The sequence below is a fragment of the Fusibacter tunisiensis genome, from assembly GCF_016908355.1.
Taxonomy (GTDB): Bacteria; Bacillota; Clostridia; order Peptostreptococcales; family Acidaminobacteraceae; genus Fusibacter_D; species Fusibacter_D tunisiensis.
The window spans coordinates 22,501-41,128 of record NZ_JAFBDT010000020.1; the positions used below are offsets into that span (position 1 = coordinate 22,501).

Here is an 18,628-nt window from a genome sequence, read left to right on the forward strand (position 1 = left end):
AGGAGGACAAAGTCTAATGATAAATGAAAATTTAGTTGAGAAAATTAAATCAATATTTCCCAATAAAGCAATTGACCTATATTCTAGCCTTGAACTTGTTCAAACGGTCCTAAGTGAAATAATAAATGAAATTGGATTAAAAGCATCTAAGAATATTAATGAAAGGAATTTTGAAGAGGTGAATAGTCTGGCTTCTATTGCAGAAAGTCTTTATAAATATGAGCAGAATATTTTAAATGTATTGTCCATACTAGAAATAGAATCCGCAGCCGATAATTCAGATGGAAACAAAATGCTCCCTGAATATGAAAAGTATACTGTGGATACTAACATAGAACATTCCTTATATGAAAATTTCACACATGTTAGACCATATGGCTTTAAAATTAACGATAAAAAAGTTGTTGAGGTTACTAGTTGGCAGCAAATGCTAATAAAGACCTGTGAAATATTCCTAAAGCTAGATAAAGAAAGATTACTGGGTTTTGAAAATCTTGAGCATATGAATGGAAAAAAGAATAAGTATTTTTCCGTGACAAATTCAGTGTTGAGAAAACCTGGATCGGTGAATGATGAAATTTATATTGAATTGAATCAAAGTAGCAATTCTGTTAGAAATTTAATAATAAAAATGTTGAAAGAATTTGGTTTCAAGATTAGTGATTTCAAAGTCTATTTCAGAGCAGACTACACAAATCTGAAGGAGGAAAATTGAGAGCAACTTTAACTGATAAAGAAATTGATATAGCGGTTGATTTACTCATAAACAAGTACAAAATATCCACTAGATTCTTAAATGAATTTATTGGTAAACAGGTAAAGTCTCAGGCTGACTACATACTTAAAGAAATGAAACAAGAATCGTTTGATAAAAAATCTTTATGTAGGATGATTATTATAACTGAAGGAGTTGGGTTGCTTTCAGGAAGCGATAATAATACTAGATTATTACGAAAGAAGATTCTAGATTCGCTAAGTGATGATGAGATTATAAAGTTATATGAGAAATATCCTTCAAATGGAAATAATATAACAACTGCAAGTTATATGAGAAAACCGTTGTCAGAAAAAAGATGGCATTCAGGTAAAATGTGGGCTAAAGATTTTGTAAGAACCACAGGTTTTCCATTAATCTTTGCTGGTATACAGACTGAAAAAGAAAATCAAAAGAATTCCATAGAAATAATTGAGCCTCGAAGAAAGACACCTGAACTTGTGCCATATCAGATAATAATTAGAGATGAACTTAAGAACATACTAGAACAAAGAGATGATAGAAGTAGATGTATGATTTCGTTACCAACAGGCGGTGGTAAGACAAGAGTCGCTGTAGAAGCATTTTTAGATTGGATGGAGAGTAGTTTCGATGATGGAAAATATCTTATATGGCTTGCACAAAGTGAGGAGCTCTGCGAACAGAGTATAAGTTGTGTTGAAGATATGTGGAGGGATAGAGAGTTTGTACTCCCATTAAAAGTATATAGATTCTTTTCAAAATATGGCAACTTTCCTGAAGATAAATTGACGGGTGGCGTTGTTGTTGCAAGCATAAATAAGTTATATTATGGGATATTAAATAAAGACGATAATATTGTGGAAATTCTAAAAAATACTAAAGCCCTAATCATTGATGAAGCTCATAGAGCATCAACAATGATGTATGATACTTTATTTGAACTTGCAGAAAAAGCAACAGAGGGAAGACTCTTCTCGATATGTGGACTTTCTGCAACTCCAGGAAGAAATGCTTTAGCAGCTCAAAATGATGTTCATAAATTAGTTAGTAGATTCCACGCAGAGTTAATAACTCCAAATTTTAGTGATAATCCAAAATATTGCGAAAATCCCTTGAATTATTTTAAAGATGAGGGTTACCTTTCAAAAGTTAATCATATCGTATATAAAACTGGAATAGAATATCAATTAAGTGATGATGAACTTGAAGAATTAAGTAAAATAAATGCTGAATATACACAAGCATTTTTAAAAGAGCATGCAAATGATTCAGCAAGAAACAAGTTGATAATTGAACGTTTGCTAAAAATTAAAGAGAACAAACCAACATTAGTTTATGCATGTACTGTAGAGCATGCGAAGTTTTTATCTGCAATGATGAATTCTTTTAATAGGAAGTCAGCATTTATAGATTCTAATACAAATAAAGCTGAAAGAAGAATGCTAATCAAAGAATTTACATCAGGTGGGATTGAATTTCTTTTTAATTTTGGCGTGCTTACAACAGGCTTTGATGCTCCTAAAACTCAAAATATTGTTATTTGCAGACCAATTAATAGTGAAATTCTTTACGAACAAATTGTTGGAAGAGGAATACGTGGTCCAAGGTTTGGTGGAACCGAAGAATGTAACGTGATAGATTTCTCTGACAATATTAGCAATCTTGGAAAGCAACAAACTTTCATGAGATTTAAAAATTATTGGGATAAAGAAAGTGAGGAAAAATAATGGCAGAATTTAAATATGAGATCACTGAAAGAATTGCTGTTCTATCTGAAAACAATAAAGGTTGGACAAAAGAGCTTAATAAAGTAAGTTGGAATGATAGAGCACCTAAATATGATCTTAGAGATTGGCATCATGAAGATGGCAAAATGGGTAAGGGCGCTACTTTAACTGATGATGAAATAAGAAATCTAAAAGAAGTTTTAAATGCAATAGAACTTTAGGATGGTGAAGGGTATGGCAGAAATTTTAAATGTTTTCAATTTCCTTAAAGAATTTAACGAATTATCGAATCCAGTCATTACTGAAATTGATAAGCAAAAGTGGAACTTAAGTTTTACAGATATTCCTGTAATCGATGAAATAAAGTCTGTATTTCTCGGTCATGAAATGGATGAGAATGTGTATTTTGAAGTAAAAAGACCCACTCTTTTGCCATGCCCTAAACCTCATGAATTATTAATTGAATGGATTCAAAATGATTGGAAAAAACTAAGTCTTGAAACTATCAATGTTAAAGAGAATATTTCAAGAGAAAGTACCGATGAAGAAGGAAACCTAGTTTATTTTGATGAGCTTTTTAATGAAGATCCTTCTAGGGTGGAAGTGTTTGAAGATTGGATTAAAAGCAGAAAGGGTTGGAGAGAGTCTGAACTTCCCAAAGAAAAAGGACTTAGACTATACAATGATTTATTTCAGCTCTATTCAGAAATGAAAAAAGACTCTGAGAGTGTTGAACTCATACTAGGTGATGGGCATATACGCTGGTACACATCTGATAGAGTGCTTGATCATCCAGTACTTCTGCAAAAGGTTCAATTATATTTTGATGCCCATGTACCATTGTTCAAGATTTCCTGTGAAGAAAAGAAATCTGACTTATATACACCAATGCTTAGAGTAATACCGACAATTAATCAAAAAATGCTTTCGGATATTATTCTAGATATTGATCAAGGTGAATATGATATTGCAAATTATGAGGACACTAGCGCTCTGTTTAAGAGAATCATAAACGTGATAGACATAAGTGGCACGTATGTTGATGAAGCTACGCCAATCAATAATACTGCAAAGATTCATTCTGCACCTATGTTATTTCTGCGAAAAAGAACCTTAGGATTCTCAAATTTTATAGAGAGTGTTATTGAAGATATATCAGAAAAAGCAGAAACACCGCTTCCAGACTTCTTTGGGACCATGACCGGTGTATATAAAGATAAACCTCAAGTTGAAATCGTAGAGAAGAATTGGAACTATAATGGCATTGATAAAGATGTCCTACTAACACTACCGGCAAACAATGAACAGTTAAGAATCATAAAATACTTAGATAAATATGGTGCAGTTCTTGTTCAGGGACCTCCTGGTACAGGTAAGACTCATACAATAGCAAATTTAATAGGCCATCTCTTAAGCCAAGGCAGCAGTGTCTTGGTTACAAGTCATACAGAAAAGGCACTTTCTGTACTTAAAGAAAAAGTATATAAAGATAAATACAATTCTGAAGTTAACCTGCAGAGCTTATGCATCAGCTTATTAAGTTCAACTTCTCAGAAAAAGGAAATGGATGAAGCGATAAATGAAATTGCTTCAAAAAGTACTTCTTTAGATTTACATACATCCGAAGAGAAAATTAGGAGACTTGAGCAAAATCGTGAGAATCTAACAAGGGAATCAAGAAATTTAACTGAAGAACTTATTCGAGTTAGATCATTAGAATACAAAGATTTGATTTATGACAATAAGACAATTTCACCTATAGATGCTGCAAAGTTTCTGAATAAAGGAATTGGTCAATATGATTATATTGACGGGAAAAGTAACAATGACGAAATAGCTTTCCCACTGTCATTTGATGAACTTGAATATATTTACTCATCAAATGATCAAGTAAGCAGGGAAGAAGAAATGCTTCTTGCTCAGGACTATCCTGATTTAGAATCTTTATTTACACCAGAAGAATATACTGAAATTGTTGAAGAAACTAAGGAATTGAAGAGCAAACTAAAAGAAGCTGACATATTAAAGGAAGTTGAGCTCACTGCAGATATACTTGCAAAAGAGGAACTTTTAAATCGTTCAAAGAGATTAAGCAATAAGCTGAATGGGTCATCAAATCTTGAATTTGAAATTATTAAAAAAACTGTTGAAGATCCAACATATCCTAGATTATGGGATGAACCAATAAACAGAATAAATAAAATTGAAAAGAACTATGAGAGTTATCAAAAAATAAAGCTGAATGATGATTTTGACATTAATGAAGCACTGATTAATAGATCCTGTTTATCCTTAATAAAGGACATCATTGATTCAAGAAAAGAAAAACCTATTGGTTTTTTAGCAAAAACTGATTGGAAAAAAGTTAAAGATGCAATCATCGTTAATGGAAAGAATATTGAAACCCGTGATGAGTTCATAAAAGCTTATGAGCTTATTTCCTATGAAATTGAGAAGAAAGAAATCTTTAGGCAAGTAGAGAAACTACTCCTAGGTATAGTAGACCTAGATAGTTCCATGCTTGAAGATTTTGAAAATAAAATAAGACAATACAAAGAACGAATTATTGAAGCGCTTAGCTGGTATAAAGCTGACTGTGAGAGATATTTTGATGAAATAAATGAGAAGATTATATTATTATCTGGGGAAAAATTGATAGGTATTTCTTCAATAGCTGATATTGAAATTGTAAAAAGTAGTTTAACGAAAGTTTCTGATTTGATTGAACTAGATCTTAATAATGAGCGATTGATCGTGCTGAATAATAAGGTTCTTGGCTATCAAAAGATGTTAGGGTTATATGCTGCAGCAAATCCATATATTCAAGATTTGCTTGTAGCTGTACAGAATGAGGATCAAGAGTCATATGAAATAAAATATAATGAACTAAGGTCATTAATCCAAAAGAGTGAAATTGTTTCAAGAAGAAAGTCATTGATTGCTAGTATCAGAAATATCTCTCCGCATCTTGCTGAAGAAATTGATAAGCGTGAAGGAAGACACTCTGGAAATAAAACACCTGACAATTTTGCTGATGCATGGAAGCATTTTCAGCTCAGAAATCAAATTGAGCGCTTAGATGAAGTTGATCCTGAAAAAATTCAAAAGCAACTTGAAGACAATACCAATGCTCTTTTAGAGAACGCTAGGTCTTTGGCATATGAAAAAGCGTGGTATGAAAAAATCAAGAATCAAACCGATAAGCAAAATCAAGCTTTACAGGGGTGGAGAAGTACTATAAAACAAATTGGCAAAGGTACTGGTAAAAATGCACCGATGTTAAGGGCGAAAGCCAGAGAGCTAATGCCGCTTTGTCAAACGGCTATTCCCGTGTGGATTATGCCACTTAATAGAGTTGTAGAGAATTTTGATCCAAGAAATAATAAATTTGATGTAATCATAATCGATGAAGCCAGCCAGGCAAACATCCTTGCACTATCAGCACTTTATCTAGCTAAAAAAGTAATCATTGTGGGTGATGATGAGCAGGTGAGTCCAGATTCATTTGGAGTAAAAACTGAAGAAGTTAATGCCTTGGTAGCACAGCACTTAGAACGCATACCAAATAACCATTTATACAATGGATTGACATCCTTATATGATATGGCTAAGTCATCTGGATTTAAACCATTGATGTTAACAGAGCATTTTAGATGTCTACCCGAGATAATTGAGTTCAGCAACAGTCTTTCATACAATGGACGAATTAAGCCGCTTAGAGATGCTTCAAATGTATTAATTACGCCTTCAGTGTTAGAGTATAGAGTTCCAAACGGAAATAAGAATAATAAAAAAGTTAATGAAGCAGAAGTCGAGCATATCGTGTCAATTATTCAAGCAATGATTGAGCAAGAAGAATATAAGGATCAGACTATTGGTGTAATCTCAATGCTGGGGAGTGAGCAAAGTGCTGAGATAGAAAGAAGACTTCAATCAATAATTGATCCGGTTATCTATGAGGAACGCAGAATTCAATGTGGCACACCTCCGCAATTCCAGGGAGATGAAAGAGATGTCATTATACTTAGTCTTGTTGATAGCCCAAATGAAAAAGGTGGTCCACTAAGACTTCTGAGTGAAGATGGAAATAATGATAAATATAGAAAGCGTTATAATGTTGCAGTCAGCAGAGCAAGAAATCAGTTATGGGTTGTACATTCACTCAATCCAGAGATAGATCTTAAACCAGATGACCTAAGACTTAAGTTAATCAAATATGCTATGAATCCTCAGAAAGATCAAGAAGGAATTCTAGCACTAAGTGAGTCGCCATTTGAGATGGATGTTATGAAATACCTTCTTGATAGAAATTATAAAATTATTCCCCAATACAAAGTTGGAGCATATAGAATTGATATGGTTCTTCAATATCTGGATAAAAAAGTAGCTCTAGAATGCGATGGTGAAAGGTTCCATACAATAGACAATCTTGAAAATGATATGGCAAGACAGGCAATTCTTGAGAGATTGGGTTGGCGATTTATCAGAATAAGAGGAAGTGAATACTATAGGAATCCAGAAACCACAATGCTAAATGTCCTTACTAATCTTGAAAAAGAAGGGATATATCCAACTTTTGAACAAGCAGAAGATTTATTGATTGAGAGCAATTCATTGATTAATAGTTTAAAGAATAAGGCAGCAATCTATCGTGGAGAAATTAAAGAATCACCTAAATTTACTTATGAATCAAATGATGATAATACAGAGGTTTTAATTGCATGTGATTCAAGTGAAGCTAATGAAGAAATAGAAATAGTTAATCCAATTGTTTCAAGTCTAGAAGAAAAGGATTATCAAGAAGAAATAATCATTGAAACTAGAACAGATGCTTTGGAGGAATCAACTTCTGAAGTAAATGATGTTTCAATAGTAGAAGAAATCCCAAGTATAATTGAGGCAAAAGCTATAGTATCAGAACATACTGACAGCATTAATGTTGGAAGGGATAAACCTTTGTTCGATTTTAGAAATAAAACAGGACCAGTAAAAACTATAGTAAGCAGCAAAGAATCCATAAACGAAAGTTCTGACAAAGGATTATCTAAACCAAAGTTTGATTTTAGGAATAAGAAGTAACCTTGAGGGGGATTGTAATGAGTAGTAATTCACAGATAAAGCACAAGATACTCTATATTATGAAAATACTGAAAGAAAAATCAAATGAAGATAATCCCCTGACTGTTTATGATTTGATTGAAGAGTTGGCCCATTATGGAATAACCGCAGAACGGAAATCCATATATTCGGATATTGAAATATTGACATCATTTGGTATGGATATTATTTGCGAAAAAGGAAGGACTAATAAATATTTTGTAGGAACCCGTGACTTTGAGTTACCTGAGCTAAAATTGCTGGTTGATGCAGTGCAGGCTTCAAAGTTCATAACACATAAAAAAAGTGAAATTCTGATTAAGAAAATTGAACGACTTACAAATATTTATGAAGCAAAAGAACTTCAGCGCCAAGTAATAGTTGCAGATCGAGCTAAGACAATCAACGAAAGCATTTATTATAATATTGATGAAATTCACAAGGCGATTGATAAAGACAAGCAAATAAGGTTTAAGTATTTTGATTTCAACACTGATAAGGACATCATTTTTAGAAATGAAGGTGACTGGTACAAAGTGAGTCCATATGCGCTAATATGGAATGAAGATAATTACTATATGCAAGCCCACCACCCTAAGTATGATGATATTAGTAATTTTAGGGTTGATAGAATGGATAAAGTTGAAATATGCGATGAAACAAGGCTAAAAACTAATGGTTTTGTAGACCTCGAAATTTCTGATTATTCAAAGATCGTATTTAATAATTTCTTAGGTGAAACCCAAAAGGTAAAGTTATTGTTTGATGATACATTGGTAAATGTAGTTATAGATAAGTTTGGAAAAACGATTGCATTACAAAAGCAGCCAGATGGGAAGTTCATTATAAACGTTGAAATTGCAGTTACTCCGACATTTCTCGGGTGGGTATATATGTTCGGTGATAAAGTAAAAATTATAGAACCAAAAGGTGTTGCAGAGATGTTCATTAGGCATTGCCAAAATGTTATGTCATTGTACACAGAGAACACTATTTGAAATTAACGGAGATTAATTATGAAACCAATATTTACAATACACGCAGGTGAATACCTTGTTGGGACTTATATAGAAAAGCATTTTAAAGATTGTGAATTATGGATTCCAGCAAAAGATACAGGCGTAGATTTATTGATAACGAATAAAAAAGATAGAAGAAAAAATGTTTCTATTCAGGTGAAATTTTCTAAAGACTTTTTACCTGAGATGGACGCAGTATACCATGAGAAGCTTTCTGCATGTGGATGGTGGACATTAAATCCAGAAAAAATTCTATCATCAACTGCAGAATTTTGGATAATTGCACCATATAGTTTCAGTAATAAGGACATCGAATTTATAATAATTGAACCAAAAGAACTTTATGAGAGATTAGTAGCAATACACGGGAGTGATAAGAAAAGCTTAACAACTTATTTATGGGTTTCTAAGAAGAATCAGTGTATTGAAACAAGGGGATTGAAGAAAACTGATTTAGGTAATCTTTTAGACGATTTTGTTATTGAAAATGAAGACAGAAACTTCAGTAAGTATCTTAACAACTGGAGTAAAATTGAAAATATTTTATATGGTGATATAAATGAAAAAGAAAAATAAGCGAATATTAAGTAATAAGATCGTTAGAGATAAAATAGACTTAAAACCTGGAGATGAGTTCTTTCCGAATGGAATTTTTAAGTTTCATATCACAAAACTTATAGAATATATTGAGGAAAATTCTGTAGAATTTCAAATTGATGAGATTGATGTAAATGAATATCATAAACATTTCTGCAATGAAGTTTTAAATCCTGAGTATGTCGAAGCTGCTGATTTAAATAGGCCGGTTATATTGGCTGAGATTGCTCCTGATCGTCTGCATCATGGCTATCCTCCCATCTCAAAGGATTACTATTCAAGGGGATATAATTTGATTGATGGGCATCATAGGTTAATGAAAGCTAATCAGAATGGCCTAGAGAAATTAAAAGCTTATGTTGTTCGTATGGAACAGCATATACCTTTTATGATTGAGGGGTTTGAAGAGTATGTGGAATATTGGAATTACAAGCTTAAGTAGAACTGTCCGATTATTTGGACTGTTCTCTTTTTTACATTGACACCGAACATACGTTCGATATAAAATATAGATAAGCCCTTTCCCTGGCCCTAAAATCTACGAATTAGAAAGTTGGAAGTGTATGAATTAAAAATGAGAGTGTGAAGGTGATAATGTTGGAGAAAGTGAAGGAAAAAGATGAAAAACAGAAATCTATCGAAGACTTAGGTAAGATTTATAATTTTGAAGCATTGTATAGTGACAAAATGTATCATAATACAAAACTCCTATTGAAATTGTACTCAAAAGTCATGTGGCGAATGAGCAACTCAATTATGGAAATGGAGGCAGAGTGTTATCTGTCTAGCGGCAGCAGACTTTTTGATGTTGTCGATACGTTAATTGATGTTGATCCAAGAGTGGATAAGGCGAGAATCGAAAGTCGCCTACAAAGTATTGAGGACAGCAAAAGTATTTTAGAACTGATTGATAGAGCATTGGTCCTCTTGAAGAATTATCCTAATGACGGCGAGAAGTATTATGAGATATTGAGTAAATCTTACTTAGTGTTTGTGAAATATAGCGAAAGCGAAATACTTGAAAGCATGAATATATCAAGATCTACGTTCTTTCGAGACAAGAAAAAGGCAGTTACACTTTTAGGTGTAATCTTATGGGGATTTGTGATTCCTGACATAAAAAAATCACAAGAACAATGATGATACTGTTTTGAGACTAAGTTGACACCTAAGTGATACATAAATGGGACTCAATCAGGACTAAATAGGAACTTGTCTGGTACTGACACGGTATTTTGTGACTGATATAATAACCATACTGGGAAAACTTTGAGTTGAAGCCCCTGAAGATGAAGTGATTTCATCCTCAGGGGCTTTCTTTATGCCCAGAATTATGGTGATAAAAATTGAATAGTGACTCCAAATAAATTGTATTGGAGGCATTTAGTGAGCTGCACAGTTATGTGTGGTTTTTTTATTGCCTTCAAACAAGGAGGAACTAGCAATGAATCAAGGGTATGTAAGTTGGATTCGTGGTCCGTAACTTTTTATTTTGTAAAGAACATTTCACTAACTACAAAATAGGAGGTACTGATCATGAAAGAATCAGAAGAAAAAAGCAAAGAACAAAAGAGATACTATATTCCTGTGGATGGAAAGTATTATGAAACGACAAAAGAGATTTATGAAGTGTATTACCAAATGGATAGACGTGAACGGTATTTAGAAGAAAGGGATATCAAGAAAGGCGTTAAAACATTCAGTGATATCAGTAGTTTTTCATATACAGCCGATGAAATCATTGGCGATGATGAACTTGATGTAAGCGATAAAGCCATAAAAAACATTTATATCGAAGCAGTTCTTGAAGCGTTATCTTATTTGGACGAAGAAGATCAATCGCTAATACAAGAGCTGTTTTTTTATGGAAAGACTGAACGTGAAGTAGCTAATGATTTAGTAATTTCAAAGACTGCGCTTCATTTCAGAAAGAATCGAGCGCTTGAAAGAATAAGGAATCAGTTAAATTTTTAAAAAAAGTTTTTCAAATTAATAGACCAGACCCCCTCGCTTTTCGGCTTAAGAGTGAAGGGGTCTTTTATATCCCTATGAACTTTGACAAATAGTAATGAATATTTTACTCATATTCAATATTTTAGGTACGTTACCTTGTGACCGAGAGGAAAGCGACTAAGCGGATGCGCCATGACGGAGGTTCCAGAGCGATAACATCCGGCTTTAAATTATCTAGTGGTTTAGATAATTCGCCATGACCCACAAGGGAAAATTTGAACGATACTTCTACCAAGTCCTAAGAATCCTATGGATGGTAGCCTGACAAAATGATCAGGAGAATACAGCCTTTGCCTGGAAGCCAATGGCATAGGTTGCTTCTATGAGGTCAATGACCATTGACCGCCTAAAATATTTATTAACTAAATTTTAAAAGAATCACTTAACAGTACAAACGTGTAACGAAGTTGTCTTGGCTTGGTTCTAGGTTTGTGCTGTTAAGTGAAACAAACTTAACTGAAGGAGAAATGATGGATAACATACATGTAAATTTAGATACAAAAGACATTTTAGAGAAAGTAATCGCTGAAAAAATGGTCATGGATAATTCGACAGGCGTATTCATTATAAAAGACTGTATTTTAGTTCAGAGCTTTACCGGAAAGAATTACACCTATCGAGCGGTCAATTATGTTACAGGGGACCAAAAGTATTTATTCTACAAACGACAGGAGCTAATAAAGCAAGATTATGATTGTGTTATTGATAAAATCAAAGCCTTATCTTTTTATGATATGAAACAAGCCTCAGATGGCTCTGAGATGATTGATCTTATCTTCAGGGATATCTTTCCAAAGTATGGTTTCGTTGTAAGAGAAGATCAGGTTGAGTTATCAAAGCATATATATGAAAACATGAAAGACTTGAAGATATCCTTAAGTGACATTGCTGTTGGTCTTGGAAAAACTCACGCTTATCTAATTGCGGCAATTGTACATGGTACTTTTGCTAGAAAGGATCGCTTTTATAAGCAAACTCCAATTGTGATCACCACATCCAGTATTGAATTACAACGCTCAATAATAAAAGAGTACATACCTGAGATTTCTAAAATGCTGATAGAGAATGGTATTATCCCATCACCAATCACATGTGTACTTAGAAAAGGTAAAGAGAACTATGTTTGTGAAAATCGATTAAAGGATTATTTTCAGTCACTAGATCCCAAGCGTAAACGCTCAAGTGAATATATAGGGCTACAAAATTTAATTCAAAGTAAAAACATTGACCTTGCTGATGCTGAAGACATCAGTGGTTATGATAAAAGAAAAATCAACGTCAAAAGCAGCCAGTGTATGAAGTGCAGCAAGTTTAAAACATGTGCTTTTCAACAGTTTATGAAACAAGCGAGAAAAAGCACCTATCACTTTCAAATATGCAACCATAATTATTACTTGGCAGACATCTTAAAGAGAAAAGATGGTCGAAGATCGTTATTGCCAGATTATCAAACAGTCATTATAGATGAAGCACATAAGTTAATGGATGCTGCAAACCAGATGTATGGAACAACAATTAATGAACATGAGATTAATAACTTGATGAAAAAGATATCACCTGCAAATGTGAAAAAGAAGAGCCAAAATGACTTAAAGAATTTATCGAGTGAGGTCATGGCGCTTAACCAAATGTTGTTTGATGTCTTAGCTGATCAAATACCCAATGATGCATTTTCTGAGGATACAGAAAAATTTCCAACAATAATCACTTCAAGGATTAGAACACTTTTAAGGAAAATGGTATTCAACATTCATGAAATCAGTCAGAAGATGACTTATACAGAAAGGCAATTTCAGATTGACATTAAAGCTGTTTTGGATGGCTTGAACGTTTTTCTATTAGAAACAAATATCTATTGGATGGAAAATCCCAAAGCTAAGGGGCAACGAATGCTGGCATCTATTCCTGAAGTCATCAGTAAAGAATTAGGAGAAGACCTTTGGACAGATAAAAGGTCCATGATTTTAACATCAGGAACTTTAGCTGTGGATGGAGATTTCAGTTATATCAAACATCAACTTGGCATGAGTGTTTTAAGTGATTGGAAGATTAATGAACTTACTAAATTATCACCTTATCATTTTAAAGAGAATTGCATGCTTTATATAGCAAAAAAAATGCCTTTTCCAAATGTTGATGATGAAGCTTACATTCAAATGATGGGAGAAGAAATATCAAGTCTAATTACTGCATCCAATGGACATGCGTTGGTCTTATTCACATCTTATAAGCCATTGCGACTCATATTTCAGAAGATTAAAAAAGAGCATCCCAACCGACAGATCATAGCAATGAATCGTGGGAGAAATACAGCCATTGATGAATTTAAGGAAAGTAAAAATGCTATTTTATTTGCAACTGGAAGCATGTGGGAAGGTGTAAATATACCAGGGGATGTTTTATCTCATTTAATTATTGTGAAGCTACCTTTTCCAATACCTGATCCAATAAGCGATTATGAGAAGTCATTGTACCCAGATATAAATGAATATCTTAAATCGGTTTTGATTCCTAAAATGCTTATAAAATTACGACAAGGTGTTGGCAGGTTGATAAGAAGTGAAACGGATACTGGTGTTATTTCAATATTAGATGCTAGAGCCGGTGACACTGGTCGGTATCATCAAGATGTTTTACATGCATTGCCTGAATGCAGAAGGGCAGAGAACATTGAAGATATTCAAGCATTTCTAAATGAAAAGAAGGCAAAAAGCTATTTTGAATAGGAAGTCTAAAAAAGTAATTGTACACTGTACACAAAAATAAAATAAGCGAAATATTGAGCATTTTTTTCTAGAGGGATAGTATGGAATCATAAATACGCTATTCCTTTGATGGAATTGAATTCAGTATTTTTGAACTCATAACTTGAAAGGAAGAAGAACATATGAATGAAGTAAAAAAAATTTATTACACTGCAGAGGAAGTTTCACAATTATTAGGTATTAGTGTGAGCACAAGTTATAGAATTATTAGGCAATTAAACAAAGAGCTTTCAACTAAAGGCTTTATTGTGCTGGCAGGAAAATTACCAATTAAATATTTTGAAGAAAAATATTATGGATACAGTACGACAGGAGGGAACCAATGAAAGCATCAAAAGATCCTAATACAGGAAAATGGAATGTAGATTACGCCTATAATGATTGGCAGGGTGTTAGAAAAAGATCAACAAAACGTGGCTTTAAAACGAAAAGAGAAGCTGAAGAATGGGCTATGAGTTTCTTGGCTCAAAAGCAAGCAGATTTTACGATGAAGTTTTCTGATTTTATTGAAGTGTATTATGAAGATATCGGTACTAGAATCAAAGAACATACGTTAAGAACAAAACAATATATCATAAATCTAAAGTTGTTGCCCTTTTTTGGAAGTATGCGAGTGAGTGACATTAAAGCAGCTCATATAAGAAAATGGCAAAATGAATTAATAAAAGAAGGATATTCAGAGACTTACCTAAAAACGATTAATAATCAATTAAGTGCAATTTTAAATCATGCCGTTAGGTTCTATGAGTTGAAAAGTAATCCATGTAAAAAAGCAGGCAGTATGGGAAAAAGTAATGCTGAAGATATGCAGTTTTGGACAAAAGAGGAGTTTGATCAGTTTGTTGAAGCGATTATGGATAAACATCAGTCACATATTGCATTTATGACTCTATATTGGACTGGTATGAGAATTGGCGAGTTACTGGCATTAACTAAGGCAGATGTTGATATTAACAAAAAGACTATTTCTGTAACAAAATCCTATCAACGATTTGATAAGAGAGATGTAATCACTGAGCCTAAAACCCCTAAAAGTAGACGTGTTATAAGTATTCCAGATTTTCTTATAGCCGATTATTTGGATTACTTTAAGACACTCTATGATTTGAGCGATGATGATCGAATTTTTAAATTCACAAAAGGCTACTTAACAAATGAAATGAAGCGTGGCGTTAAGGAAAGTGGTGTCAAAAAAATTCGCTTACATGATTTGAGACACAGTCATTGTAGCCATTTAATTGAATTGGGCTTTACACCAGTAGCCATTGCAGAAAGACTGGGCCATGAAAAAGTAGAAACAACATTGAATACTTATGTTCATTTGTATCCAAATAAGCAAGCAGAAATTGCAAACAAATTAGATCAAGAATATAAGAAGGAGCTGGTATAAGATGGCATGTCCCAATAAAAATCGGTATAGACCTAAAACCATAGCTTTTAGAGTTACTGAAGAAGAAGATATTCGTATTGTTCAAAGGGTAAAAATAACCGGTGAAGTAAAAGGCGATTATCTCCGTTCAATGGCATTGAACGGAGATATAAACATCGCCGTAGGAAAGTTTAAAAGTGATAAGTTGGCTTTGGCAATTAAAAAGCTTTCTGAAGTATTAAGAGATTCTTTAAACTCAGGTATTGAAGAAGAGATTTCTAATAAGATATTAGAAACCAATATATTATTAGAAGAATTGCAAAAGTTAATGACAGCCGATAAAAATGAGAAGTATTTAAAAAATGCAAAAGAAGGTACATGAACAGTGTAGGATGTTCGTGTACCTTCTTTTGCATTTTCAATATTAATATTTTGACATTGAAAAGTATAGCAGCTTCATTTAAAATTGAGAGTATATAACAAGATTTATTTGACGTAATCAAAAGTACTGGCTTGATTAAATGAAAAACCTCGAATGAAATTTTGACTCCATTTTGACTCCATTTTAAATAATAGTCGAAAAAAACAGTGATAATAATAGTAAAAATGATACCAAAAACACTGTAAAATCAATAAAAAGCAGTAGGAAATAAATCTTCCTAGTCGAGTGGGAATGATAACTAAAAACCCTGAAAGCCTTAATTTTAAAAGGTTTTTAGGGTTTTATTTTGTGTTACCGTACTAAAAACGTACTATTCATTATTTTCAGGGGTTTCAGTGGTGTCAATTTTACCATTTATTACTTCCAATCGATCAGCCACTTCACCATGCTTATTGGGGTAAAGATGCGAATATGTCTGAAGGGTGGTCTCGATGTTTTCATGACCAAGCCTTTCAGAAATTAGTAGCGGTGAAAACCCCATTTCGATTAATAAAGAAGCATGTGAATGTCTAAGGTCGTGAACCCTGATTCGTTTCACTTTTGCTTTCTTGGAACCACGATTCATTTCACTATGCAAATATGATTTTGTGACTGGAAATAAGCGTTCATGGGGTTCATAGTCGTATAGTTTGGAAACATAGTCCTTGATCATGTCACAAATGAAATCAGGTATAGTGATAATCCTTTTGCTTTTGGGTGTTTTGGGTTCCAAAATCAGATCTTCCCTTTCATGCCTTGCATAGTTTTTTGAGATTGAAACTGTTTTATTTTCGAAATTAAAGTCAACCAGTGTCAGTGCAAGCAATTCCCCTGATCTCATTCCAGTCCAAAACAACAGCTCAAAGATTACTTTTGAAATTTGCTTATCTGCAATAAATGGAATAAACTGCTTGAATTCTTCTTTTGTCCAAAATTTCATTGAATCAGCATTCTTTTTTCCCATAGCACCGCAGATTCTTGCTGGGTTGGAGGGCAGCTTGTAATATTTACATGCAAAGTTGAAGATAGCTGAAACCTGATTGTGGACTGTTTTCAAGTATGTCTGACTATATTTCTTTTCATGATCCAAAAGTTCGTTTTGCCACTTTCGTATGGTAGATGCCTCAATCTTATTGATCGGCATGTCTTTGAAGTATGGAAGAAGCTTTGTGTTAATCAAGAATTTCTTCCCTGCATATGTGGTAGGTTTCAAGCGAGATTTACAATCTTCCATATAAAGCTGCACTAAGTTACCAAAAGTCATGTCGGGTGATCCTTGGGATCTTTCCAAGAATTCACGTTCAAATGTTTTTGCTTCCTTTTGGGTTTTGAACCCTTCCTTTTTTTTCTTTTTCTTGTTGCCTATCCAGTCGCTGTAATAGAAAGAACAGTACCAGGTTCCGCGATCTTTGTCTTTGTAAGATGGCATAAAGTACTCCTTTTTTAATAATAAATTAGTGATATTAATCACATCATTACTTTGGTTTCAAAATATTTTTTGCTAATTCTACCGGGAACTATAATGTACCCATCCTTTTTTAGATTATCGTTTAAATTTTTGATTATTCGGTATGCTGATGTGAGAGAAATACCAAGTATATCACTCACATCTTTTGCGTTGTAAAAGCAAATGCTTTTATTTGTCCCACTCATAGCTTTATCCTCCTTTATAAATGTAGTTATAAACCACCTTTGCTTTGTTCTATTTATAAATACGAAAGAAAATAATTAAATATAACTTAATAAAAAAAGTTGCTTTAAATATTTAAAAAAAAAAATCTAAATTTGAATATATAAATCTGCTTAATCGTATTTAATATTAATACATTATTTTGAAGCAAATTTTAGACAAAAAGGAGACTTTTTATGAGTGCGCAAAAAATATCAAATCAATTTTTACAACTCCCAAGATGCTTGTTTGATTCCTATTATTCTTCCCTGTCCAACAATGCAAAGATTCTTTATGCTATTTTAAAAGATCGCTTAAGTTTAAGTGAGAAAAATGGTTGGAAAGATGAGCGTGGAGAAACGTATATTGTGTATACCAGAAAAAATATGCAGGCAATGCTTGGTGTAACTGACAAAACTTTAAAAAAAGCTATTTTAGAACTAGAGGAAGCAGGACTTTTTGAAGAAAAAAGAACGGGATTAAACAAGGCAAATAGAATTTATATAAAAATGCCAAATTTAAATTCCGGACACGAAAAAATTCCGAGTCAAGAACCGGAAAAAACTCCGAGTCAAGAATCGGAAAAATTCCGCCCTAACTATACTGACTCTAATAAACTGAAATTAGTTAGTAAAACATCGTCTTTGAGTTTGGAAGAAATAAAAAAGCAAATTAATTACGACAGCTTTGATGATGAGGAAATAAATACAGTAAATGCTATTATTAGCATTTATTTCAAAGTAAAAAAGTCATTAAAAATAAATAATGAAATAATAGATCCCGAAGTTGTGTTTAGTAAATTGGATCACGAATCTGTAAAACGCGCGCTGGATGGGTTCAAAAAAGCGAATAGCCCTATTAATAATTTTAATAGATATGCACTTGCTACTCTTTACAATATTCAGAATGCTAAAGACTTTAAAATTGGCATTGTGAGTCGCCCTAACGATTATTTAAAAAAGTCTCATACGTGTAAAAAACACCGAGAATATACCGAAGCAGAGCTAGAGGCCCTTCTACTAAAAAAATAATAGAACTGAAAAATGTTTGATACCGGGTTGGAGGCATTGACAAAAAGCAAATAATATGTTACAATATAACCATTATCCCAAAATAAACTAAAGACCAGCTAATAAAAGTCAATAAGTAGTTTGAGTTTTTTTATAAATTTTCATTTCTGAAAAAATGGTACAGCAAATCTAGCCATTAGAAAAC

The 18,628-nt window shown here is 33.0% G+C and carries 16 protein-coding genes; 14 read left to right on the plus strand and 2 right to left on the minus strand.

Annotated features, from left to right (window positions below):
- Positions 1–16 precede the first annotated feature (16 nt).
- From JOC49_RS10265 to JOC49_RS10325, 13 genes are all read left to right on the plus strand, one after another.
- The gene (locus tag JOC49_RS10265) at positions 17–715 is read left to right on the plus strand and encodes a hypothetical protein (RefSeq protein WP_204664938.1); all 699 of its coding nucleotides are present in this window, start codon (positions 17–19) and stop codon (positions 713–715) included.
- The gene (locus JOC49_RS10270) at positions 712–2,463 is read left to right on the plus strand and encodes a DEAD/DEAH box helicase (RefSeq protein ID WP_204664939.1); all 1,752 of its coding nucleotides are present in this window, start codon (positions 712–714) and stop codon (positions 2,461–2,463) included. Before JOC49_RS10265 ends, JOC49_RS10270 begins: the two co-directional genes overlap by 4 nt.
- The gene (locus tag JOC49_RS10275; RefSeq protein ID WP_204664940.1) at positions 2,463–2,684 is read left to right on the plus strand and encodes a YdbC family protein; all 222 of its coding nucleotides are present in this window, start codon (positions 2,463–2,465) and stop codon (positions 2,682–2,684) included. The genes JOC49_RS10270 and JOC49_RS10275 overlap by 1 nt, the downstream gene beginning before the upstream one ends.
- Positions 2,685–2,697: 13 nt before the next feature.
- The gene (locus tag JOC49_RS10280) at positions 2,698–7,542 is read left to right on the plus strand and encodes an AAA domain-containing protein (protein ID WP_204664941.1); all 4,845 of its coding nucleotides are present in this window, start codon (positions 2,698–2,700) and stop codon (positions 7,540–7,542) included.
- 17 nt (positions 7,543–7,559) lie between these two features.
- Positions 7,560–8,558, plus strand: a complete 999-nt coding sequence (locus JOC49_RS10285) for a helix-turn-helix transcriptional regulator (protein WP_204664942.1) — start codon at positions 7,560–7,562, stop codon at positions 8,556–8,558.
- An 18-nt stretch (positions 8,559–8,576) separates the two neighbouring features.
- On the plus strand, positions 8,577–9,155 hold the full coding sequence (locus JOC49_RS10290) for a hypothetical protein (RefSeq protein ID WP_204664943.1): 579 nt from the start codon (positions 8,577–8,579) through the stop codon (positions 9,153–9,155).
- Positions 9,139–9,618: a hypothetical protein gene (locus JOC49_RS10295; RefSeq protein ID WP_204664944.1), complete on the plus strand. Its 480-nt coding sequence runs from the start codon at positions 9,139–9,141 to the stop codon at positions 9,616–9,618. Before JOC49_RS10290 ends, JOC49_RS10295 begins: the two co-directional genes overlap by 17 nt.
- A gap of 152 nt (positions 9,619–9,770) precedes the next feature.
- Complete coding sequence (locus tag JOC49_RS10300) at positions 9,771–10,316, plus strand: hypothetical protein (RefSeq protein WP_204664945.1); 546 nt, start codon at positions 9,771–9,773, stop codon at positions 10,314–10,316.
- 396 nt (positions 10,317–10,712) lie between these two features.
- A complete protein-coding gene (locus tag JOC49_RS10305) occupies positions 10,713–11,150 on the plus strand; it encodes a sigma-70 RNA polymerase sigma factor region 4 domain-containing protein (protein ID WP_204664946.1) in 438 nt (145 codons plus the stop codon).
- A 509-nt stretch (positions 11,151–11,659) separates the two neighbouring features.
- Positions 11,660–13,915, plus strand: a complete 2,256-nt coding sequence (locus tag JOC49_RS10310; RefSeq protein ID WP_204664947.1) for an ATP-dependent DNA helicase — start codon at positions 11,660–11,662, stop codon at positions 13,913–13,915.
- Between the two features lie 161 nt (positions 13,916–14,076).
- Entirely contained in the window at positions 14,077–14,280 is a 204-nt protein-coding gene (locus JOC49_RS10315; RefSeq protein WP_204664948.1) for a helix-turn-helix domain-containing protein, read from the plus strand.
- Positions 14,277–15,344 carry a site-specific integrase gene (locus JOC49_RS10320; RefSeq protein ID WP_204664949.1) on the plus strand — a complete coding sequence of 356 codons (1,068 nt, stop codon included), beginning with the start codon at positions 14,277–14,279 and terminating at the stop codon, positions 15,342–15,344. The genes JOC49_RS10315 and JOC49_RS10320 overlap by 4 nt, the downstream gene beginning before the upstream one ends.
- A gap of 1 nt (position 15,345) precedes the next feature.
- The gene (locus JOC49_RS10325) at positions 15,346–15,705 is read left to right on the plus strand and encodes a plasmid mobilization protein (RefSeq protein ID WP_204664950.1); all 360 of its coding nucleotides are present in this window, start codon (positions 15,346–15,348) and stop codon (positions 15,703–15,705) included.
- A gap of 370 nt (positions 15,706–16,075) precedes the next feature.
- On the opposite strand, the gene JOC49_RS10330 is transcribed toward JOC49_RS10325, so the two are convergent.
- Entirely contained in the window at positions 16,076–17,173 is a 1,098-nt protein-coding gene (locus JOC49_RS10330; RefSeq protein WP_204664951.1) for a site-specific integrase, read from the minus strand.
- A gap of 38 nt (positions 17,174–17,211) precedes the next feature.
- Entirely contained in the window at positions 17,212–17,397 is a 186-nt protein-coding gene (locus tag JOC49_RS10335) for a transcriptional regulator (RefSeq protein ID WP_204664952.1), read from the minus strand.
- A 213-nt stretch (positions 17,398–17,610) separates the two neighbouring features.
- Between JOC49_RS10335 and JOC49_RS10340 the strand changes: the two genes are divergently transcribed.
- Complete coding sequence (locus tag JOC49_RS10340; RefSeq protein WP_204664953.1) at positions 17,611–18,444, plus strand: replication initiator protein A; 834 nt, start codon at positions 17,611–17,613, stop codon at positions 18,442–18,444.
- Positions 18,445–18,628: the final 184 nt, after the last annotated feature.

What these genes read in the sequence shown, in the direction of transcription:
- JOC49_RS10315 (WP_204664948.1), top strand. Translation starts at nt 14,077, where the DNA reads ATGAATGAAGTAAAAAAAATTTATTACACTGCAGAGGAAGTTTCACAA.
- JOC49_RS10335 (WP_204664952.1), bottom strand. Translation starts at nt 17,397, where the DNA reads ATGAGTGGGACAAATAAAAGCATTTGCTTTTACAACGCAAAAGATGTG.
- JOC49_RS10300 (WP_204664945.1), top strand. Translation starts at nt 9,771, where the DNA reads ATGTTGGAGAAAGTGAAGGAAAAAGATGAAAAACAGAAATCTATCGAA.
- JOC49_RS10285 (WP_204664942.1), top strand. Translation starts at nt 7,560, where the DNA reads ATGAGTAGTAATTCACAGATAAAGCACAAGATACTCTATATTATGAAA.
- JOC49_RS10290 (WP_204664943.1), top strand. Translation starts at nt 8,577, where the DNA reads ATGAAACCAATATTTACAATACACGCAGGTGAATACCTTGTTGGGACT.
- JOC49_RS10305 (WP_204664946.1), top strand. Translation starts at nt 10,713, where the DNA reads ATGAAAGAATCAGAAGAAAAAAGCAAAGAACAAAAGAGATACTATATT.
- JOC49_RS10275 (WP_204664940.1), top strand. Translation starts at nt 2,463, where the DNA reads ATGGCAGAATTTAAATATGAGATCACTGAAAGAATTGCTGTTCTATCT.
- JOC49_RS10340 (WP_204664953.1), top strand. Translation starts at nt 17,611, where the DNA reads ATGAGTGCGCAAAAAATATCAAATCAATTTTTACAACTCCCAAGATGC.
- JOC49_RS10295 (WP_204664944.1), top strand. Translation starts at nt 9,139, where the DNA reads ATGAAAAAGAAAAATAAGCGAATATTAAGTAATAAGATCGTTAGAGAT.
- JOC49_RS10325 (WP_204664950.1), top strand. Translation starts at nt 15,346, where the DNA reads ATGGCATGTCCCAATAAAAATCGGTATAGACCTAAAACCATAGCTTTT.
- JOC49_RS10330 (WP_204664951.1), bottom strand. Translation starts at nt 17,173, where the DNA reads ATGCCATCTTACAAAGACAAAGATCGCGGAACCTGGTACTGTTCTTTC.
- JOC49_RS10280 (WP_204664941.1), top strand. Translation starts at nt 2,698, where the DNA reads ATGGCAGAAATTTTAAATGTTTTCAATTTCCTTAAAGAATTTAACGAA.
- JOC49_RS10320 (WP_204664949.1), top strand. Translation starts at nt 14,277, where the DNA reads ATGAAAGCATCAAAAGATCCTAATACAGGAAAATGGAATGTAGATTAC.
- JOC49_RS10310 (WP_204664947.1), top strand. Translation starts at nt 11,660, where the DNA reads ATGGATAACATACATGTAAATTTAGATACAAAAGACATTTTAGAGAAA.
- JOC49_RS10265 (WP_204664938.1), top strand. Translation starts at nt 17, where the DNA reads ATGATAAATGAAAATTTAGTTGAGAAAATTAAATCAATATTTCCCAAT.